The organism is Aquaspirillum soli, from assembly GCF_054781915.1.
Window position 1 is genome coordinate 70,928 of the sequence record NZ_BAAGTM010000005.1, and the last position, 21,725, is coordinate 92,652.

A 21,725-nucleotide genomic window follows, 5' to 3' on the forward strand; every position below is an offset into this window, starting at 1 on the left:
GCAGCGTGGGTAAATTAAGCCTTCACCGCAAGCAACTGCACCTTCTTCGGCAAGGGCTTACCACGGCGGCCGCGTTTGGCGGCGAAGTCGGCGAGGGACAGGGAAAGTTCATCTTCTCGTCCCGTCCGCAACCGAATCGTCAGCACCACCCGTTCACCTGCCACGGCCACCGCCGACAGCACGCTATCGCCTTCCTCCAACGACAAAAACTGTAGCCCACGACCTTTGTTCATCTCTTTTAATTCAGACAAGGCAAATGCAAGCGCACGCGATTGCTGCGTTAACACAAACACCTGTTGCGCGTGTTCTGGAATGAGCACCGGCGGCAGGGCACGTTCCTCTTCATTGACCGTTAAAAAAGCCTTACCCGCTCGAACTCGCGATAACATCTCTTTTAACGGGGCAATAAAGCCATAACCGCCGCTGCCACTGACCAAATAACGCTGTTCAGCCGGCCCAGCCAACATTGCGACAATCTCAGCGTTTTCCTGCACTTCAATCAACGAACTCAGCGGCACCCCTTCACCACGCCCCCCGGGCAGCGTGGCGCAGTCGAGGGAATAGCAACGACCATATTGATCGAGCAAGACCAATGGCCACACAGTGCGGGTTTCCACCACACTATGCAGTGCATCCCCATCTTTAAACGACAAGGTGGCCACATCGACACCATGCCCAGCACGGCTACGAATCCACCCCTTCTGTGACAAAATCACCGTGACCGGCTCATCGGCGGCTTGTTGCGTCAACGTTGCTTTTTCCGCTGCCTGCATCAACGTACGGCGAGGGTCGCCATATTTCGCCGCATCCGCCTCAATTTCACGAATCACCAGCTTTTGCTTCGCCCGTTCATCTTGCAACAACTGGGTCAGTCGTTCGGCTTCACCAGACAACTGCTGTAACTCGTTTGCCAATTTTTCATGTTCTAACCGTGCCAACTGGCGTAGGCGAATCTCTAAAATATCTTCGGCTTGGGTTTGCGATAAACCAAATTGCCGCATGAGATCGGTTTTTGGTGTATCCGAATCACGAATTACCGCAATCACCGCGTCCAAATTCAAAAATACCGTCATCCGCCCTTGCAAAATATGGATGCGGGCTTGCGTGTGATCGAGGTGATATTGCAAGCGGCGCGTCACTGTCGCCAAACGGAAGCCAATCCACTCCTGCAAAATGGCGGGTAAACCCTTTTGCTGTGGCCGGCCGTCCATGCCCAACATGACAAAATTCAGCGAAACATTGCACTCTAACGAGGTGTGGGTCAGCAATAAATTGATAAAAACATCGGGGTCTTGACGGCTCGATTTCGGTTCAAACACCAAGCGCACCGGCTGTTTTTGATCAGATTCATCGCGAGCACGTTCTAACTGACTCAGCCACAGTGCCTTCAAATTTTGTTGCTCTGCCGACAATCCTTTTTTATTGGCACGCGGCTTGGGATTGGTCCCTTCTTCAATTTCTGCTAACACCTTTTTCGCCGAACAACCGGGGGGCAGTTCATACACCACCACCCGCCATTGGTTGCGTGCCAAGGTTTCAATTTTCCAACGCGCCCGCACCCGCACACTGCCACGCCCTTGTTCATAAATGGCAAGACAGTCGGCCGCCGGCGTAATAATTTGTCCACCACCGGGGAAATCTGGCCCCGGGATGTATTGCATTAACTCAGCACAGGACAGATTCGGCTGCCGCAACAAGGCCACTGCTGCCGCTGCTACTTCTTGCAAATTGTGTGGCGGAATATCGGTTGCCATCCCCACCGCAATCCCTGTGGCGCCATTGAGCAACACCATCGGCAAACGCGCCGGTAATAGCTTTGGTTCGTCAAAAGCGCCATCGTAGTTCGGGATAAAATCAACCGTCCCCTGATCCAATTCACTCAGTAATAAGGCGGCAATCGGTGTCAGGCGCGCTTCGGTATAGCGCATGGCTGCCGCGTCATCACCATCACGGCTGCCAAAATTACCTTGCCCATCAATCAGGGGATAACGCAAGGTAAAATCCTGCGCCATCCGCACCAACGCTTCATAGGCTGAACTGTCACCATGAGGATGGAACTTACCAAGAATTTCACCGACCACACGGGCCGATTTCACTGGTTTGGCACCTGCCAACAACCCCATTTCTTTCATGGCAAATAAAATCCGCCGCTGCACTGGCTTTTGGCCATCGGCCAGCTCAGGCAACGCCCGCCCACGCACCACGCTCATCGCATATTCTAGATAAGCACGCTCGGCATAACGATCTAATGGTAAAGACGCTTCACTGTCTGCCGCAGCAGTAGAAAACAAATCACTCATGCAAAAATATCCTTCACACAACAAGCGCAATCGCTTTTTGGAATGCTAAAGTCGGCAATTTCATCAATTTAATGGAAAGCTATGGACACTGATTTGCACTGGACGTGCCAACCGTTTCATCAACTAGGGGTTGAGCAGCTATATGCCATCTTGGCCTTGCGTAACCAAGTCTTTGTATTAGAACAACTATCTTTATATGGCGATGTTGATGGTTTAGATATAGATTCACACCATGTCTGTGCTTGGCACCCCACCGCTGGCCTCGTTGCCTATGCCCGCCTCTTACCACCCGACCTAAAATACCCCCATTGTGCGGCTATTGGGCGCGTGGTTATTGCTCCGGCATGGCGACATTTGGGGTTGGGAAAAAAACTGTTTGCCTATGCCCTCACAGAAACAGTATCGTTATGGCCACGACAAGATATTATGCTCTCAGCACAATATGACAAATGTGGGCTATATGCTCAATTTGGCTTTGTCGCACAGGGTGAACTTTTTGACGATGGTGGCGTATTGCATCAAACCATGTTGCGCAAATCAGTTTAAAATACTATTTTGTGTCAAATTAGGTAGAAACCCTCGTAAAATTACTGGGGATTGAACCGATAATATCATCGGTTACGTTTCATCGATTCACTACTATTCCGACATTGCGGAGATTTTTTAATGTATAAACTGATTCTTGCCGCCCTTGACGATAGTGCTAACGCACAATTAGCACTCGAACAAGCCATCAAACAAGCCAAACTGTGCGATGCCCGTCTGCACTTGTTACACGTTGTGAACTTGTTTGATCTGGCAAGCGCAGATGTTGGTATGCCAGACCCAACAGGTCTGCGTAACCAAGCCAAAACCTATAGCGAAAAAGTCTTGGCCAATGCTCGAGCAACCGCCCAAGCCGCCGGCATCGAAACTTCATCCAACACGCGCTCTTGTTGGGGCGGTGGCAGCGAAGTCGCTGAACAAATTGTGGAAGAAGCCAACGAATTGATGGTGGATCTGATTGTGATGGGCACCCACGGTCGTGGTGGTATGCTGCATCTGATGTTAGGCAGCGTTGCCGAAGCCGTGATGAGACACACCTATTCTCCATTGCTCATTATCAGAAACCCAGAACAACAACCGGGCAAAGCCCCTATGCTGCAATAAGGCATGTCCAGTTCACGACAACAACGCCCCGTTTTTGGGGCGTTGTCGTGTTGACATCACTTCACCACACGCAACTGTGGCCGACCACGAGGCCGTGATGGAGGTGGATCGTCGTCCTCTTCCTCATCGTTCGAGGTTTCTTGCTCTGCAGAAGCTAAATGCAAAGCGGTGGCCTCTGCAGCATGAGGCGCATCGTTCCCCTCGGCTAAGGGCTCAACATCAAAGTGCATCCCTTCGCCCGTTTCACGTGCAAACAGCGAAATCACATTCGCAATCGGCACATACACCTCATGTACCATGCCAGAAAAACGTGCCGAGAAATAAATCGCATCGTTGTTGATGGTGAGATCGCGGGTTGCACTGTCGGCGATATTCAGCACAATTTCATTGTTGCGCACATAGGCCATCGGCACATTGACTCGACTGTCCACCCACACCGCAAGATAGGGCGTGAAACCTTGGTCGCTACACCATTCATGCAAAGCACGAATGAAATAGGGCTTGGTACTGGCGTTCATGCTGGGTTCCCTTACTTACGCATTGCTTTTTCAGCTGGCGTCAGCGAATCGATAAAGGCTTGACGGCTAAACAGACGCTCAGAGTATTTCAACAATGGTGCAGCGGCTTTGCCCAAATCAATGTGATAGTGTTCCAAGCGCCACATTAACGGTGCCACCGCCACATCAATCATCGAAAACTCATCACCCAACATAAATTTTTGACGCGCAAAAACAGGGGCAATTTGGGTCAGGCTTTGGCGAATCGCTTCACGTGCACGATCGGCTTCGGCTTTTTTCGGTGTGCCTTCTAATGTGCGGACATGCACAAACAATTCTTGCTCAAAACGATAGAGGAACAACCGTGCCCGTGCCCGCATGATGGGGTCTGCTGGCATCAGTTGTGGATGGGGGAAACGTTCGTCGATGTATTCGTTGATGATGTTGGATTCGTACAAAGTCAGGTCACGCTCAACCAACACGGGCACTTCATTGTAAGGATTCATCACCGCCAAATCTTCCGGCTTGTTGTGCACGTCAACATCGTTGATGGTGAAATCCATGCCTTTCTCGAACAGGACAATACGACAGCGATGGCTAAACGGGCAGGTGGTACCGGAATAAAGCGTCATCATGATGAAAAAACTCCTGTCAAGATGAAAAAATAGAAAAAAACAATGTGTGAGTGTAACACTTTAGCCACGGGTTTCGCGAATAAATCTCGATAATTGATTGATTGATAAAAGGAAAATATTTTTTTGGGCCATCGGTTGAAGAACACACAAAACAGCATCACACTGTCTTCTCATTTTTTAACACCTTAGACTAAGGATAGCACCATGATGTTGTCAGAACTCGTCACTCGCCGTTATACCAGCAAAGCGTTTGATAGCAGCCGCAAACTGAGCCAAGCACAAGTCGAAGAAATAAAAACCTTGCTGCGCTATAGCCCGTCCTCCACCAATTCCCAACCTTGGCACTTTGTGCTGGCGGGGACAGAAGAAGGTAAGGCCCGTATTGCCAAAGCCACCAGTGGCCGTTATGAGTTTAATGCTGCCAAAGTGTTGAATGCCTCGCATGTGGTGGTGTTTTGCACACGGGCGAGCATCGATGACGACCATCTGCAACGCTTGTTAAACCAAGAAGAGCAAGATGGCCGCTTGCCAACGGCTGAGGCAAAACAAAATCAACACGCCGGCCGCAGCCATTTCGTCAATATGCACCGTTACGAGCTGAAAGACGCGCAACATTGGATGGAAAAGCAGGTCTATCTTGCCCTCGGCACCGCCTTGTTAGGGGCCAGTGTCTTGGGGATTGATGCCTGCCCGATTGAAGGCTTTGATGCCGCCATCTTGAATGAAGAATTGGGCCTGCGCCAGCAGGGTTATACTGCTTCGGTGTTATTGGCCTTGGGCCACCATGCCGAGAGTGATTTCAACAAGCATCTACCAAAATCACGCCTGCCACAAAGCGACGTAATCAGCGAAATTTAACGCTCTGTTTCTTTCTTTTCTTCGTCTTCATCAGACGATGTCACCGCCCGCACCCCAGCGGCGGTGACATCTACCGCCGCCCCCACTGTTTTTGCGCCAATTTTCACGGTTGTTGCCACCACGGTAACGGCTGCATCAGCCACCGCCACCACTGCACACCCAGACAACAACAGTGCCGTTGCTGCCACCAAGCCACCCGCTAACCATCGCATGAAAAAACCTCTATTAAGCAAACACCGCCTAAGCGGTTGCCTAGGCGGTGCGAAAGTGTGACAGACAAATGGGGGACTACCAAACTTCGAGGTAGTTCAAAATCCCCTCCGCGGCTTGCCGTCCTTCAAAGACGGCGCGTACCACCAAATCAGCACCGCGCACCATATCGCCCCCAGCAAACACTTTGGGATTGCTGGTTTGATGTTTAAAACGCTGCTGTTCCGGTGCCACTGTCCGGCCACGCGCATCGGTATCAATCCGCACATGATCGAACCACTCTGCCCGCTCGGTTTGGAAACCGAAGGCAATAATCACGCGGTCACATTCTACGATCTGTTCCGACCCCGGAATAATGTCTGCATGACGCCGCCCTTTGGCATCGGGTTCGCCCAAACGGGTTTCTGCCAGTTGCAACCGCAATGAACCATCGTCGGCTTGGGTAATCGCCATCGGCTGACGATTCCACAAGAAATTGACCCCTTCTTCTTTGGCATTGGCCACTTCGCGCTTCGATCCGGGCATATTGGCTTCATCACGCCGATAAGCACAGGTCACGCTGGCTGCACCTTGGCGAATCGAGGTACGGTTACAGTCCATCGCAGTATCACCGCCGCCCAACACTACCACACGCAAACCTGCCATCGAAAGGAAAGGTTCTGCCCCCAAAGTGCCGAGGGTGTGGCGGATGTTATTGACTAAGAATGGTAACGCTTCGACCACGCCGGGCAGATCCTCACCCGCAAAGCCGCCCTTCATATATTGATAGGCGCCCATGCCCATAAACACTGCGTCGTAGCGTTCGAGTAAATCTTCGATATGAATGTCGCGTCCCACCTCGATATTAAGACGGAACTCCACCCCCATTCCCTCCATGATCATGCGGCGACGTTTAACCACATCTTTCTCTAATTTGAACTCTGGGATACCAAACGTCAGCAGACCGCCAATTTCTTCATAACGGTCGAACACCACCGGTTTCACACCGTTACGCGCCAAGACATCAGCACATGCCAACCCTGCCGGCCCCGCGCCAATCACCGCGACTTTTTTATCCGTCCAGATCACTTTCGACATATCTGGCCGCCAACCGGCTTTTAAGGCTTCATCGGTAATGTATTTTTCCACCGAGCCAATTGTTACTGCACCAAAGCCGCCTTGATTCAGCGTGCAAGCACCTTCACACAACCGGTCTTGCGGACATACCCGACCACAGATTTCCGGCAAGCTATTGGTTTTGTGCGACATTTCCGCCGCTTCAAATAACTTGCCTTCTTTTACCAATTTCAACCAATTAGGAATGTAGTTGTGAACGGGGCATTCCCACTCACAATAGGGATTACCACACGCCAAACACCGGCCAGCTTGTTCGGCGGCTTCGCCTTCTGCCAATGGTTTGTAAATTTCAAAAAACTGCTGTTTGCGCGCCTCTGCCGGAAATTTTTCACCCGGATTGCGTTGCACATTCAAAAACTGAAATACGTCACCCATGATTTTTCCGTTTCTCAATCTTTCAACAGGCTATCGAGTGTGGCGGCCTTCGGTTTAACGACCCAGAAGTAATCCACATAATCATCGAAGTTCTGCAACATATCGCGCGCCACATCGCTGCCAGTCAGTTCAACATGCTTGGCAATTTTGTCTAGCAAATAGGCACGGTATTGACCCATTGCTTCACCATTAATCAGATGAATATCAATCAGCTCGTTGTTATAGCGATATGGGAAACGCTCGTTGGGGTCGTAAACAAAGGCCACACCGCCGGTCATCCCCGCGCCAAAGTTCACCCCTGTTTCACCCAATACCACAACCGCACCACCGGTCATGTATTCACAACAATGGTCGCCCGCGCCTTCAATCACCGCCAACGCGCCAGAATTGCGTACCCCAAAGCGTTCGCCAGCCACCCCAGCCGCAAACAACTGACCACCGGTTGCACCATATAAGCAGGTGTTACCGATAATGATGGATTCGTTGCTCTTAAGGGGTGAAACCTTCGGCGGATAAATCACAATCCGACCACCGGCCATGCCCTTGCCAACATAGTCGTTGGCATCGCCTTCGAGTTCTAAGGTCAACCCTTTAGCATTCCACACCCCAAAGCTTTGGCCGGCAGAACCATTGAATTTAAAGGTCAAACATCCTTCTGGCAGGCCATCGGCACCATGCTGTCGCGCAATTTCACCAGAAACACGGGCCCCAATTGAGCGATGGATATTGCGAATTGGGTAGCTCAAATGCAGCATCTGTTTGTTTTGGATCGCGGTCAGCGCATCGGCTACCATCTGTTCCGCTAGCTCACCCTTATCAAAAGACGGGTTAGCATCGACAACACAAAAACGTGGTTCGTCTGCTGGAATATCGCCTTGGGTCATCAATGCGGAGAGATCGAGTTTTTGTTGTTTGTCGCTTTGCGGTGTAGCAATGTGCAGCAAATCCAAACGGCCAATCAGCTCTTCCATACTGCGTACGCCTAACTTCGCCATCCATTCGCGTGTTTCACGGGCAATAAACAGGAAGTAGTTCATCACCATTTCTGGCAAGCCAATAAAATACTTGCTACGCAGTTTGACCTCTTGCGTTGCCACACCGGTGGCGCAGTTGTTGAGGTGACAAATCCGCAGGAATTTACATCCCAAGGCCACCATCGGGCCGGTACCAAAACCAAACGACTCCGCCCCCAAAATGGCCGCTTTCACCACATCCAAACCGGTTTTTAAGCCGCCATCAGTTTGCATCCGCACCCGACCGCGCAGACCATTGGCACGCAAGACTTGTTGAGCCTCGGTCAGGCCCAGCTCCCACGGCGTACCGGCATATTTCACTGACGTTAGCGGCGAAGCGCCTGTGCCACCATCGTAACCAGAGATAGTAATTAAATCGGCATAGGCTTTTGCCACCCCAGCCGCAATCGTCCCCACCCCGGGTTCGGCCACCAATTTCACCGATACCAATGCAGTCGGGTTGACTTGTTTCAGGTCGAAAATCAGTTGTGCCAAATCTTCAATCGAATAGATGTCATGGTGTGGTGGTGGCGAAATCAGGCTGATACCGGGTTTGGAACAGCGTAAGCGTGCAATCAGCGGGCTGACTTTATCCCCCGGCAACTGTCCACCCTCGCCCGGTTTCGCGCCCTGTGCCACCTTGATTTGCAGCACTTCAGCATTCACCAAATAATGGGGGGTTACCCCAAAGCGACCGGAAGCCACTTGCTTAATCTTCGACATCTTGACCGTGCCGTAGCGCGCAGGGTCTTCGCCACCTTCGCCAGAATTGGAACGCCCGCCTAAACGATTCATGGCTTCGGCTAAAGCCTCGTGTGCCTCAGGCGACAAGGCCCCCAACGACATCCCCGCCGAATCGAAGCGTTTTAAAATCGCTTCAATTGGTTCGACTTCTTCAATTGGAATAGCTTGGCTAGGATCGAGTTTGAGCCCCATCAAATCACGGAACATCGCCACTGGGCGCGTGTTCACCAGATGTGCATAGGTTTGATAAGCGTCGTAATCGTCGTTTTGTACCGCTTTTTGCAACATCATCACGACGTCGGGGTTATAAGCGTGATATTCCTCGCCGTGGACGTATTTCAACAAACCGCCCTGCTGCACTGCACGCATTGGATTAAATGCCGCCCGCGCCAGTTTCTTTTGATCGGCTTCAAAATCCTCAAAACGCGCACCAGACACTCGACTCACGGTGTCTTTCAAACACAGATTTACCACATCGTGATGCACCCCAACCGCTTCAAACAGTTGTGCACCTCGGTAGCTGGCCACAGTTGAAATACCCATCTTCGAGAGGACTTTCAACAAGCCTTTGTTAATCCCCTTGCGGTAATACTGCAATGCTTCGTTAATTTTCTTATTGACCACACCCGTGTTGACCAAATCAACAATGGTTTTGTAGGCCAAGTAGGGATACACCGCCGTTGCGCCGTAGCCAATTAAACACGCAAATTGATGTGGGTCGCGCGCGGTGGCGGTTTCAACCAAGATATTGGCTTTACAACGTAACCCTGCCTCAATCAACGCATGATGCACGGCACCCACGGCAAACAAAGCATGAATTGGCAGACGTTGTGCGGCGATATTGCGATCTGATAACACCACAATCACCGTGTCTTCACGCACGGCTTCAATCACATGCTGACACAGGCGACGAATCGCCCCTTCCAAATCGGTTTCGAGTGGGTCGTAGCAAAGATCGAAAGTGGTGGCTTTCAGATACGGTTCGGGGCGGGTCGTAACATGAGTAAATTTTTCATGTGACAACACCGGACTGCGTACTTCCAAGCGTTTGGCGTGTTCGGCGGTTTCTTCAAACGGATTGCGCTCTGGGCCAAACGCCGTTGCCAGCGACATCACAATCGCTTCGCGAATCGGGTCGATCGGTGGGTTGGTGACTTGAGCAAATTGTTGCCGCAGATAATCAAACGGTGAGCGTGCTTGTTGTGACAACACCGCCATTGGCGTGTCATCTCCCATCGAACCGACGGCTTCTTGGCCATCTTCCGCTAACACACGGATGATTTGATCGCGTTCTTCAAACGATAAGCCAAACATTTTTTGATAGACCAACAGCTCATCGCTGGTCATCGCTTCCAGTTTGGTATCGTCTTCGAGAGAGAATTCGAGTTTTTTAGCGTTGTCTTTAATCCATTGCCGGTAGGGTTTGGCCGATTTCAACAAAGCATCAATGTCTTCGGGGAACAACAGCTGTCCGGTGGTTAAATCGGCAGCAAAAATTTGCCCCGGCTTTACTCGTCCCTTTAACACCACATCTTCAGGCGCATAATCCCAAACGCCCACTTCAGAGGAAATGGTCAAAATACGGTCTTTGGTCACCACATAGCGTGCTGGACGCAAACCATTGCGATCGAGCATACATGCTGCATAACGACCATCGGTTAAGACAATCCCCGCTGGGCCGTCCCACGGTTCCATGTGCATCGAATTAAATTCATAAAACGCACGCAGGTCTTTATCTGTTGAATCGACATTTTGCCAAGCAGGCGGCACCAATAAGCGCAGGGCACGGAACAGCGGAATGCCGCCCATCAACAGCCCTTCGAGCATATTGTCTAAACTCATCGAGTCCGAACCGTCGGTTTGCACCATCGGACGCACGGCTTCCATATCCAACAACGGCGAGGCCATCACATGCTCACGGGCATGAGCCCAAAAGCGGTTGCCTTGTACGGTATTGATTTCGCCGTTGTGCGCCAAGAAACGGAACGGCTGTGCCAATTTCCACTGTGGCCAAGTGTTGGTCGAAAAACGCTGATGGAAAACCGACAGACTCGACTCAAACCGTTCATCGTTTAGGTCGAGGAAAAAGCGAGAAAGATTATCCGGCGTCACTAACCCCTTGTAAGACAAGGTGTGAGGGTTGAGTGTTGGAATGTAAAACGAGGTATCGCTTTGATTGGCTTTTTCGGCTTGCCGGCGGCCCATATACAGGCGACGCTGAAATACCGCTTCATCCATCCCAAACGGGCAATTGACAAAAATTTGATGAATGGCTGGCAGTGTTTTTAAGGCATATTCACCGCACGCACCGGCATCGGTCGGCACCAAGCGAAAACCAGCCACTTCAAGGCCTTGTGCCTCGAGCTGGGCAGTCAGGGTTGCGCGGCTTTGTGCTCCGATAGCGTCATCACGATGAGAAAACACCAAACCTGCGGCATAGTGTTTTTTCAGTGCAATCCCCGCTTCGGCGGCCACTTCGCGCAAAAAGCCATCCGGTTTACGAAATAACAAACCACAACCATCGCCCGACTTGCCGTCTGCTGCCACCGCACCACGGTGGGTCAGTTGGGCCAGCGAACTCATCGCCGTTTTTACCAGCCAATGGCTCGGTTTGTCATCGAGTTGAGCGATCAGGCCAAAACCACAGCTGTCCTGCTCAAATTGCGGGCGATAGAGGGTGCCCTGCAACCAATTTTGTCTTTCCATACCGAATTGCCTATGCGTCGAATGATTAACAGGATATTTCGATTGTACGGCCGGCAAGACAAAATCAGCAAACCTTTTTTGTGCATGGCACAAAACATTAAAAATCAAATACTTATATTGATTTTTGACGGTTTTTTGACAGTAAATGAAAAAAGATTTTTTGTAAAACGGACGTTTTTCTCTATAAAAACGACACGCAAAGCAGATAAACGCACAAAATAAGTGCAATGCACTGATTTTGTGCGTTTATTGCACTATAAAAGTGCAAATTAAACCCATTGCCGTTCAGGTAAGTAAGCATGCAACAAATCGGCCTCGGGTGTATTGGGTTCGGGCTGCCAGTCATAACGCCATTTCACCACCGGCGGCATCGACATCAAAATCGATTCTGTACGACCACCCGATTGCAAACCAAACAACGTGCCACGGTCCCACACTAAATTAAATTCAACATAGCGACCACGACGGAAGGCCTGCCAATCGCGTTGCGTTTCGCCGTATGGCAACTCACGTCGTCTTGCCACAATCGGTTGGTAGGCAAGCAAGAAGTGATCCCCCACACTGCGAGTCAGGGCAAAACATTGCTCGAATGGCAGAGAGTTAAAATCATCAAAGAAAATGCCCCCCACCCCCCGCGCCTCGTTGCGGTGTTTGAGGAAGAAATAACGGTCACACCATTGTTTAAATTCGGGATACCACTGTTCACCAAACGGCTGCAGTGCTTGTTGACAGGTGCGATGAAAATGCACCGCATCCTCCTCAAAACCATAATACGGTGTTAAATCCATGCCGCCGCCAAACCACCACACTGGTTCGGCGCCCTCTTTATAGGCAATAAAAAAACGCACATTCATATGTACCGTTGGCACATAGGGATTACGTGGGTGTAAGACTAACGACACCCCCATGGCTTCAAAGTGGCGGCCTGCCAGCTCTGGCCGCACAGCGGTTGCCGATGGTGGTAAGGCGGCCCCTTGCACATGCGAGAAATTCACTCCACCGCGTTCAAACAATGCGCCGTTTTCAATCACACACGATAAACCGCCACCGCCTTCGGCACGCTGCCAACTATCGCGTAAAAAAGCGACTTTGCCGCCATCTAACTGTTCTAAACCAGCCACGATTCGCTGTTGTAAATCGGTGAAATAGTCTTTGATGACTTCAACCTGCATCCCTTTTCCTTTCTTAATTACGCCAAAGCCTGCGCCAAATCTGCCTGTAAATCCGCTGCATCTTCCACTCCAAACGACAAACGCAACAAGCCCTCACGAATGCCACACGCCGTTTTCACTGCTGCTGGCATAGAGCCATGCGACATGGTGGCGGAGTGATTGACGATGGATTCCACCCCCCCAAGCGATTCACCGAGCGCAAATAACTGCAAGCGTTGTGCGACACGCTCGGCTGCGGCGCGACTGTCTTCTTTGAGATAAATCGACACAATGCCGCCAAAGGCTTTCATTTGGCGTGTTGCCAACGCATGTTGTGGATGGGAGGCTAAACCCGGGTAAAACACATGCGCCACGGCAGGGTGTGTTTCTAACCACTGCGCCAGTTGCAACGCAGTTTGACAATGGCGATCCATACGCAGGTGTAAGGTTTTGATGCCGCGTGACACTAAAAAACTGTCTTGCGGCCCAGCCACCGCACCGGCACTGTTTTGAACCAATTTGATACGGGCAGCAAGGGCTTCATCATTGACAATCACTACACCTAAAATCACATCAGAATGTCCACCGAGATATTTGGTTGCCGAGTGCATCACAATATCCACCCCTAACGCCAATGGCTGTTGTAAGTAGGGGGTAGCAAAGGTGTTGTCGATGGCAACTTTCACCCCTGCTTGATGGGCAATGTCGGCCAAAGCGGCGATATCCACCAGATTCAACAAGGGGTTTGACGGGGATTCTAGCCACACTAATTTCACCGCAGGATTGAGTAAACTGCGTAGGGTTTCCGGTTGGCGTAAGTCGGCGAATGTGACTTTGATACCACTTTCTGCATATAAACGGGTCAACAAACGATAGGCGCCGCCGTATAAATCCGCAACGGCAATCACCTCATCCCCCGGTTGAAGGGTGGCGCGCAGTACGGTATCAATCGCTGCCATGCCGCTGGCAAAGGCAAAGCCAAAACGTCCCCCTTCTAAAGCAGCGACGGTGTTTTCTAATGCGCTGCGGGTTGGGTTGGCACTGCGGGAATAGCTAAACGGTTGTTGGCTATCCAATGTTTCATGAACAAAAATCGAGCTTTGATAAATCGGAGACATCACCGCATGGTGACGGTCATCTAAAGGTTGATAGCCGGCATGAACGGCAAGCGTAGCAAACTGCATCCTAAAGGCCCTCGGCACAAATAAAACCAGATTGTCTAGCCTAACACATTGCCGCCGCTTGCCCTTGCCCCGTATGCTAAAGGCTGCCGATTGTCGCTTAGATGCAGGATACCCCGAATGACTGCTATGGTTCACCCCGATACCCGTACTTGTCTCGACCAACTGATTGCCTTTCCCACCATCAGCCGCGATTCGAATCTTGGCCTGATCGAGTGGGCACGCGACTATTTACACGCACAAGGTGCGCGCTGTCGCTTGAGCTTTGATCAAGATGGTACAAAAGCCAATCTGTTTGCCAGCTTTGGCCCAGATCAGCCAGATGGTGGATTGGTACTGGCAGGGCACAGCGATGTGGTGCCGGTGACCGGACAAGAATGGCATAGCGATCCCTTTATCGCTCACTGGGAGCATGACCGCGTCTATGGTCGAGGTAGCTGTGATATGAAAGGGTTTTTAGCCGTTTGCATGGCAATCGTGCCGCAAATCACAGCCCGTTATGAACTACGACAGCCGCTGCATCTGGCGTTTACCTATGATGAGGAAATCGGTTGTTTGGGTGTACGCACTTTGTTACAGGATTTGCAACAAGCCGGCATTCGGCCAGATGGTTGCATTGTCGGTGAGCCCACCGGCATGAACACCATCATCGCGCACAAAGGACGGCAAAGTTATCGTTGTCGCGTGCGCGGTAAAGAAGCCCATTCCTCTCTTGCCCCTCATGCAGTCAATGCGATTGAATACGCCGCCAAGATGATCGTACGCTTGCAAGAGCTGGCGATTGCCGAACAGCAATTTCCCCAAGCGGGTTACGATGTCCCCTTTTCCACCCTTGCCACCACCCAAATTCACGGCGGTATTGCCAGCAATATCATTCCCCGCGATTGTGAATTTAACTTTGAATATCGTTATTTGCCGGGGCAAGATCCAGAACGACTGATCGCACAGATTCGCCGTTATGCCGCTCATTTAAGCCAGCAGATGCAAACCACCGCAGCAGAATGTGGCATTGAGGTTGAACAAACCACCCATGCACTGGCTTTTGCCGCCGATACCGAGCAAGACTTTATCCGATTTGCCCAAGCCCTGACCGGTAGCCGCCCCTCACGGGTGGCGTATGCCACCGAGGCGGGTTTCTTTCAACGCGCGGGTATCGCTACCGTGGTATGTGGACCCGGTGACATTGCCCAAGCCCATCGTCCAAATGAATTTGTCAGCGTGGCACAGCTACATCGCTGTGAACAACTGTTGTGGCAGTTGGGTTCGGCACTGAGTCATCCAACAACAAACCATCCAGCAGCAAATTGATTAAAGCTGGGGCGTGGTTGGCCAAATCAAATTTTTCTGGATTAAACAGCCAACCACTGACAATTCCATGTAAGTACAAGGTTAAACCGTGGGCGGCGATTTCAGGCTCAACCCCCGGTCGTAACAGCCCCTGTGCCGCCAACACCTGAAAAGTGTGGCTGAGTTGTCGCGGCAGCGGCTCGCATAAGGTCACCAGCCGCTCGCGCACGGGCTCCATTTCTTCGGTGAATTCACACTTTTGTAACAGGATTTCCAGCACAGTACGGCAGTGTAGCTCATGCACCACGCGGGCGAGGCTGTCGTAACAGACTTGGCGTAATTGACAACAGGACAGCTGGTCTTGATGTTGGCCGAGATATTCCATTAAAAATTCAAATGGCAGTTGCACCCGCTCATGCATGGCATGAAACAGTTCAGTTTTATTACTAAAGTGCCAATAAATTGCGCCCCGCGTCAGCCCTGCCTCTTGTGCTACATCGGCCAAAGAAGAATGTGCAACGCCCTTGGCACTAAACACACGCAAGGCAGCATCTAACAACGCTTGCCGAGTTTTTTCAGCCTCTTCGCGTGTTCGTCTGACCATAATATTGATTTCCCCTCCGGTATACACGATTGATACCGCGATGATAGCGGAAATCCCTCTATACATACATACACGAATGTATCTATAATAACAGCAGTTCTCATTTCAGAAAGCATCATCAATATGCTTAGCTCTGTTCGCACACGACTCACCTCCACTCTTTTGGCCATCACCATTGCCACTGTGCTCAGTGCCTGCTCTGGTGGTGATTCACAACCTAAAAGCGGCGGCATGCCACCGCCAGAAGTGACTGTGACAACGGTAAAAGCGGCGGATGTGCCGCGAGTATTTGAATATGTCGGCCAAGTGGCAGGCTATCGTGACGTAGAAGTGCGTGCCCGTGTCGGCGGCATTTTGCAAAAACGGCTCTACACCGAAGGCAAAGCTGTTAAACAAGGTGACGCGCTGTTTTTAATTGATCCCGAACAACTCACAGCAGCTGTTGACCAAGCCAAAGGACAATTAGCCGTTGAACAAGCTCGGCTGACACGGGCCAAGCAAGAACATGATCGAGTTTTGCCATTGTTTGCAGAAAATGCCGTGTCACAAAAAGACCGTGACGATGCCGTCACAGCATTGGAATCGGCTCAAGCTTCGGTAGCCGCAGCACGAGCGAAGTTGCGTGAGGCAGACATCAACCGCAGCTATAGCCGCGTCACCGCACCTATTTCAGGAATGACCTCGAAAGAAGTGGTCTCCGAGGGCAGTTTGTTATCCCCCAACAGTTTGTTGACGGTGATTTCCCAAACCGATCCCATTTACGTCAATTTTTCGATGGCCGATAACGACGCCTTGCGTTTCCGTAAGTTGATTCAAGAAGGTGTCTTGGTTGCGCCCGAAGGCGGCAAATTTGATATTGAACTGCGCTTAGCGGATGGCAGCCAATATCAACGGATTGGTCGCATGAACTTCACCGATAACATTATCGACCCCACCACCGGCACCCTGCGGGCACGTGCTGAATTTGCCAACCCCGAAGCGGAATTACTCCCCGGACAATTTGTTCGTGTGTTTATGAAGGGTGCGATTCAGAAAAACGCGATTTTAATTCCACAACGTGCGGTGTTATCGACGGCCCAAGGCACGATTGTTTTCATCGTCAATGAGCAAGGCAAGGCAGAACCTCGCCCAATCCAAGTGGGTGAAGAAATCGAGCGCAATTTCGTGGTGTTATCTGGCTTAAAAGGCGGCGAACGTCTGATTGTCGATGGTGCGATGAAATCCCGTCCGGGTCAGCCAGTGAAGCCAGTTGAATTAGCCGCTGCCCCTGCCACAAGCGCCAGTCCCGCTAAACAGCCTTAATCGGAGCCCTCAGTATGTTCTCAGGCTTTTTTATTAAGCGGCCCATCTTCGCCACGGTGATTTCCATCATCATTATGATGGCTGGTTTTTTCGCCATGCGAGGGTTGCCCATTGCACAATATCCACCGATTGTGCCGCCACAGGTACAAGTGGTGGCGAACTATCCGGGAGCGTCGGCAGAAGTCGTTGCCCAAACAGTTGCTGCACCGTTAGAACAACAAATTAACGGGGTGGACAATATGCTGTATATCAACTCGGCCAGTGCTTCAAATGGTCAGTTGAACATGACAGTGACTTTTAACATTGGCACCAACCCCGACCAAGCGACAATTAACGTCAACAACCGTGTGCAAACTGCGCTGTCGCAATTGCCCGAAGAAGTGCGCCGCCAAGGGGTCACGGTTCAGAAAAAGTCGTCTAATTTCCTGCAAATCATTACCCTCGATTCACCAAGCCAACGCTACGATCAAGTGTTCATCAGTAACTATGCACTGGTGAATATTCTTGATGAGCTGAAACGTGTGCCCGGGGTGGGGGATGCGATTATTTTCGGTGCCAAAGATTATTCGATGCGGGTGTGGCTTAAACCCGATCGTTTGGCACAACTGAAAATGACGCCGAGCGATATTGTGGCAGCCATCCGCGAACAAAACTCGCAATTTGCCACCGGTAAAATCGGCGCACAACCCACACCCAATATGGTCGATTTCACCTTATCGGTGACCACACAAGGCCGTCTGCAAACGCCAGAAGAATTTGAGAAAATCATTCTGCGTTCGCTACCAGACGGTTCTAAGCTGCGGCTGAAAGATGTGGCGCGGATTGAGTTGGGCGCGAAAGACTACGACTTTACCGCCACCCGTAACGGCAACCCCACGATTCCCCTCGGGATCTTCTTGGCCCCCGGTGCTAATCAGCTCGATACTGCCGAGGCAGTGAATACCAAAATGGCTGAGTTGGCAAAGAAATTCCCAGCCGGCTTGGAATATAAAGTCCCTTACGACACCACCCGTTTCGTCAAAATTTCGATTGATGAAGTGATTAAAACCCTTGCTGAAGCCATGGTGTTGGTGTTTTTAGTGGTGTATTTGTTCTTGCAAAACTGGCGTGCGACACTGATCCCGTGCTTGGCAGTCCCTGTTTCGATTGTCGGGACATTTGCCGGTATGTATTTACTGGGCTTCTCAATCAATACCTTAACTTTGTTCGGCATGGTGCTCGCCATCGGTATCGTGGTGGATGATGCGATTGTGGTATTAGAAAACGTCGAACGGATTATGGAGGAAGAAGGTCTAGCACCGGCCCAAGCGACATTCAAAGCCATGCAAGAAGTGACCGGTCCCGTGATTGCAATTGTATTGGTGCTGTGTGCTGTGTTTATCCCTGTTGCGTTCATGGGCGGTTTAGCGGGGCAAATGTATAAACAATTTGCCATCACCATTGCGGTATCGGTGGTGATCTCGGGTATTGTTGCGTTGACCCTGACCCCTGCGTTATGTGCTGCGTTACTGAAACCCGGTCATCAGGCAAGCTTTGCATTCTTTGATCGTTTTAATACTTGGTTTAACCGCCAAACTAGCCGTTATACCAGCGGTGTGCGGTTTTTGTTAAAACGCTCAGTGCTAGGTTTGGTATTGTTTGTTGGGTTAATCGCCGCCACCCTCGGCCTGTTCCGCATCACACCTAGCACTTTGGTACCAGATGAGGATCAGGGCTATATCTTTGCCATCACGATCATGCCTGATGGCTCTTCTTTGTCGCGGACACAGGAAGTCACGGCACAACTCGATAAATTAGCGCTGAATCATAAAGCGGTCTCAGACGTGGTGACCTTCTCTGGTTATGACTTTTTGACCGGTTCAATGAAAAGCAGTTCGGGCGCCAGCTTTGTGACCTTAAAACCGTGGGCAGAACGTACCGCGCCAGAAGACCATGCAAAGTCGATTGTCGGCTATTTATTCGGTGCCGCTGCCAGCATCAAACAAGGTTTAGTTTTGGTGTTTAACCCACCGCCGATCTCGGGGATGTCAACCACGGGGGGCTTTGAAGGTTATGTCCAAAATCGTGTCGGTGGCAGCAGTAAAGAATTGGCCGCTGCAACAGCAAAACTGTTGGAAGCCGCCAGCAAACGGCCTGAACTCACCGGTTTATCTTCAACGTTTAGTGCCAATGTGCCACAAATTTTTGTCAACCTCGACCGCGATAAAGCAAAAGCCTTAGGTGTACCGGTCAATCAGGTGTTCGACGCCATGCAAAGCACTTTTGGTGCACTGTATGTCAATGACTTCAATAAATTTGGTCGTACTTTCCGCGTGCAGTTACAGTCGGAAGCCGATTTCCGTTCTAAACCGGAAGACCTACGGAATGTCTATGTTCGCTCACAAAACGGCCAGATGATACCGTTATCAGCCTTGGTGACGATTGAACGCACAACGGGCCCGGAAATTGTCGAACGCTTCAATGTGTTCCCTGCAGCAAAAATTGTCGGTGGCCCAGCCCCCGGTCATAGCTCAGGCGAAGCTTTAAAAATCATGGAGCAACTCGCGGCCGAAGTCTTACCAGAAGGCTACACCATTGCTTGGACAGGCTCGTCCTATCAGGAAAAATTGACTGGTGGGGCGTCGGCGCTGGTGTTCGTCATTGGTTTGGTGATGGTGTTCCTGATCTTAGCGGCACAGTATGAAAAATGGAGCTTGCCATTGGCGGTGTTGATGGCGGTGCCCTTTGCTGTGTTCGGTGCGGCCTTGGCCAACTGGATGCGCGGGCAAGCCAATGATGTGTATTTCCAAATTGCTTTGGTTACGCTGATTGGTCTAGCAGCAAAAAATGCGATTTTGATTATTGAGTTTGCTGTGTTGAAGTATGAAGAAGGGCTATCGTTGTTTGATGCAGCGATTGAAGCGGCACGCCTACGCTTCCGCCCGATTATTATGACCTCGCTGGCCTTTGTGTTGGGTTGTGTGCCGTTGGCTATCTCAAGCGGTGCCGGTTCGGCCAGCCGCCATTCGATTGGCACGGGGGTGATCGGTGGCATGTTAGCGGCGACTTTCCTCGCCACACTATTCATCCCGTTATTCTTTAAGTTGATTATGGGACTGAACAAAAAACCACGTGAGGTAACACCACACATCGAGGAGAACCGCCATGAGTAAATTGTCATTCCGCCCTTGGCGGCCAGCCCTTGCTGCGGTGACGGTGGTGATGGCGCTCTCTGCTTGCGCTATCGGGCCCGACTACCAACGTCCGGTGTTGGATTTGCCTTCTACCCCTGTTGCCCCCACGGCAACCCTGACACAGGACTGGTGGACACAATTTCAAGATCCTGTACTCAACGACTTGATTCAACGGGCACAACAACATAATCAGGATATTGCCCGTGCGCTTGCCCGTTTGGATGAGGCCAGCGCAGGCCTCACCAGCGCACGTGCCGACCAGTTACCCCAGTTAGGCGTGAATGGGCAATACCAACGGGCACGCCTTTCAAGTGTAGGCAGTAATACCAGCCTTGACCGTGGTGAAAAAGTCATTGGTTCAATGCAAACAGGACAAGCCACACTGTCGTATCAGTTGGACTTATGGGGACGCTATCGCCGTGCCAGCGAAGCGGCACGAGCAGAGTTATTAGCCAGCCAATTTGCCAAAGATACGGTCAATTTGTCAGTGGCCGCTCAGGTTGCTCAAGGCTACTTCACCCTACGCGCCTTAGATCAACAGCTGCAAATTGCTGAACAAACGCTGCAATCGCGGCAAGCCTCTTTAGCATTGCGCGAAAAACGCTATCGTGGCGGTGTCAGTTCCGAGCTGGAATACCGTCAGGCACAGGCAGAAACCGCAGCCACTCAGGCGGCTGTGCCACGCTTGCAACAAGCACAAGCGGCAGCAGAAAAAGCACTGCAAGTGTTAATAGGTGCCAGCCCTCGCGAGCTGATGACCAGCCAAGTGCCACGAGGGAAAACCGTCACAGAACTGACTACGCCACCACTGATTCCAGCTGAGTTACCGTCACAGCTGTTAGAGCAGCGCCCCGATTTACGCGCAGCAGAAGCGCGCCTGATCGCTGCCAATGCTCGGATTGGTGTGGCTAAAGCGGCTTATTTCCCAAATATCAGTTTGACGGGGAATTTAGGCAGCGAAAGCCTACGCTTGGCAGATTTGTTCTCTGCTCCCGCACAAACTTGGTCGTTTGTGGGGCAACTGGCAATGCCGATCTTTGACTTTGGTAAAACGGGCGCAGCAGTCGATGCGGCTTCTGCACAACAAAGACAAGCATTGGCCGATTACACACAAGCGGTACAAAATGCTTTCCGTGAAACCTATGTTGCGCTGCAAGCCCATCGCACCAGCCGCGAACAATTTGTGGCGCAAACCGCACAGGTTGATGCGCTGCGGCGGGCCTTGCGCTTAGCACAGTTGCGCTATGACAATGGTTATTCGAGTTATCTAGAAGTCCTCGATGCACAGCGGAATTTGTTTTCTGCCGAGATCGACTGGGTACAAACTCGCCAAGCACAGCTTGATGCCGTGGTGTCGGTGTATCTTGCTCTAGGCGGGGGATGGTCAACACCCAAGCCTTAACAAAAAAGCCCAGTCAACATCA

The 21,725-nt window shown here is 51.2% G+C and carries 16 protein-coding genes; 7 read left to right on the plus strand and 9 right to left on the minus strand.

The window, feature by feature from the left end; translation table 11 throughout:
* Nucleotides 1-14 precede the first annotated feature (14 nt).
* The gene (gene parC / locus ACYVJG_RS06755; protein WP_460430372.1) at nucleotides 15-2,300 is read right to left on the minus strand and encodes a DNA topoisomerase IV subunit A; all 2,286 of its coding nucleotides are present in this window, start codon (nucleotides 2,298-2,300) and stop codon (nucleotides 15-17) included.
* An 81-nt stretch (nucleotides 2,301-2,381) separates the two neighbouring features.
* Between parC and ACYVJG_RS06760 the strand changes: the two genes are divergently transcribed.
* Together ACYVJG_RS06760 and ACYVJG_RS06765 are read left to right on the plus strand one after the other, a co-directional pair.
* Nucleotides 2,382-2,846, plus strand: a complete 465-nt coding sequence (locus ACYVJG_RS06760; RefSeq protein ID WP_460430373.1) for a GNAT family N-acetyltransferase — start codon at nucleotides 2,382-2,384, stop codon at nucleotides 2,844-2,846.
* 120 nt (nucleotides 2,847-2,966) lie between these two features.
* Nucleotides 2,967-3,449 (plus strand): universal stress protein, encoded by a 483-nt coding sequence (locus ACYVJG_RS06765; RefSeq protein ID WP_460430374.1) that lies wholly within the window; start codon nucleotides 2,967-2,969, stop codon nucleotides 3,447-3,449.
* Between the two features lie 56 nt (nucleotides 3,450-3,505).
* Here the strand turns inward: ACYVJG_RS06765 and ACYVJG_RS06770 are convergent, their stop codons facing one another.
* Together ACYVJG_RS06770 and ACYVJG_RS06775 are read right to left on the minus strand one after the other, a co-directional pair.
* Nucleotides 3,506-3,967 (minus strand): ClpXP protease specificity-enhancing factor, encoded by a 462-nt coding sequence (locus tag ACYVJG_RS06770; protein WP_022654123.1) that lies wholly within the window; start codon nucleotides 3,965-3,967, stop codon nucleotides 3,506-3,508.
* A gap of 11 nt (nucleotides 3,968-3,978) precedes the next feature.
* On the minus strand, nucleotides 3,979-4,581 hold the full coding sequence (locus ACYVJG_RS06775) for a glutathione S-transferase N-terminal domain-containing protein (RefSeq protein ID WP_022654122.1): 603 nt from the start codon (nucleotides 4,579-4,581) through the stop codon (nucleotides 3,979-3,981).
* A 204-nt stretch (nucleotides 4,582-4,785) separates the two neighbouring features.
* On the opposite strand from ACYVJG_RS06775, the gene nfsB reads away from it, so the two are divergent.
* A complete protein-coding gene (gene nfsB, locus ACYVJG_RS06780) occupies nucleotides 4,786-5,439 on the plus strand; it encodes an oxygen-insensitive NAD(P)H nitroreductase (protein ID WP_460430375.1) in 654 nt (217 codons plus the stop codon).
* On the opposite strand, the gene ACYVJG_RS06785 is transcribed toward nfsB, so the two are convergent.
* The 5 genes from ACYVJG_RS06785 to ACYVJG_RS06805 all read right to left on the minus strand — a co-directional run bounded on the left by ACYVJG_RS06785 (nucleotide 5,436) and on the right by ACYVJG_RS06805 (nucleotide 13,938).
* Complete coding sequence (locus ACYVJG_RS06785) at nucleotides 5,436-5,651, minus strand: hypothetical protein (RefSeq protein WP_022654120.1); 216 nt, start codon at nucleotides 5,649-5,651, stop codon at nucleotides 5,436-5,438. The two genes, nfsB and ACYVJG_RS06785, sit on opposite strands and share 4 nt — an antisense overlap.
* Before the next feature lie 76 nt (nucleotides 5,652-5,727).
* The gene (locus tag ACYVJG_RS06790; protein WP_460430376.1) at nucleotides 5,728-7,140 is read right to left on the minus strand and encodes an FAD-dependent oxidoreductase; all 1,413 of its coding nucleotides are present in this window, start codon (nucleotides 7,138-7,140) and stop codon (nucleotides 5,728-5,730) included.
* Between the two features lie 14 nt (nucleotides 7,141-7,154).
* Nucleotides 7,155-11,603 (minus strand): glutamate synthase large subunit, encoded by a 4,449-nt coding sequence (gene gltB, locus ACYVJG_RS06795; protein WP_460430377.1) that lies wholly within the window; start codon nucleotides 11,601-11,603, stop codon nucleotides 7,155-7,157.
* 269 nt (nucleotides 11,604-11,872) lie between these two features.
* On the minus strand, nucleotides 11,873-12,775 hold the full coding sequence (gene hemF, locus ACYVJG_RS06800) for an oxygen-dependent coproporphyrinogen oxidase (RefSeq protein ID WP_460430378.1): 903 nt from the start codon (nucleotides 12,773-12,775) through the stop codon (nucleotides 11,873-11,875).
* Between the two features lie 17 nt (nucleotides 12,776-12,792).
* Nucleotides 12,793-13,938 (minus strand): trans-sulfuration enzyme family protein, encoded by a 1,146-nt coding sequence (locus ACYVJG_RS06805; protein WP_460430379.1) that lies wholly within the window; start codon nucleotides 13,936-13,938, stop codon nucleotides 12,793-12,795.
* A 117-nt stretch (nucleotides 13,939-14,055) separates the two neighbouring features.
* On the opposite strand from ACYVJG_RS06805, the gene argE reads away from it, so the two are divergent.
* Nucleotides 14,056-15,243 (plus strand): acetylornithine deacetylase, encoded by a 1,188-nt coding sequence (gene argE / locus ACYVJG_RS06810; protein WP_460430380.1) that lies wholly within the window; start codon nucleotides 14,056-14,058, stop codon nucleotides 15,241-15,243.
* On the opposite strand, the gene ACYVJG_RS06815 is transcribed toward argE, so the two are convergent.
* Nucleotides 15,149-15,826, minus strand: a complete 678-nt coding sequence (locus ACYVJG_RS06815) for a TetR family transcriptional regulator (RefSeq protein WP_460430381.1) — start codon at nucleotides 15,824-15,826, stop codon at nucleotides 15,149-15,151. The genes argE and ACYVJG_RS06815 overlap by 95 nt on opposite strands.
* A 123-nt stretch (nucleotides 15,827-15,949) precedes the next feature.
* Here ACYVJG_RS06815 and ACYVJG_RS06820 point away from each other — a divergent pair, with 123 nt between their 5' ends.
* Genes ACYVJG_RS06820 through ACYVJG_RS06830 form a run of 3 tightly spaced genes read left to right on the plus strand, consistent with a single transcriptional unit; the run spans nucleotide 15,950 to nucleotide 21,703 of the window.
* On the plus strand, nucleotides 15,950-17,128 hold the full coding sequence (locus ACYVJG_RS06820) for an efflux RND transporter periplasmic adaptor subunit (protein WP_460430382.1): 1,179 nt from the start codon (nucleotides 15,950-15,952) through the stop codon (nucleotides 17,126-17,128).
* A 14-nt stretch (nucleotides 17,129-17,142) separates the two neighbouring features.
* Nucleotides 17,143-20,280, plus strand: coding sequence for an efflux RND transporter permease subunit (locus ACYVJG_RS06825; RefSeq protein ID WP_460430383.1), 3,138 nt, complete (start codon nucleotides 17,143-17,145; stop codon nucleotides 20,278-20,280).
* The gene (locus ACYVJG_RS06830; RefSeq protein ID WP_460430384.1) at nucleotides 20,273-21,703 is read left to right on the plus strand and encodes an efflux transporter outer membrane subunit; all 1,431 of its coding nucleotides are present in this window, start codon (nucleotides 20,273-20,275) and stop codon (nucleotides 21,701-21,703) included. The genes ACYVJG_RS06825 and ACYVJG_RS06830 overlap by 8 nt, the downstream gene beginning before the upstream one ends.
* Nucleotides 21,704-21,725 lie beyond the last annotated feature (22 nt).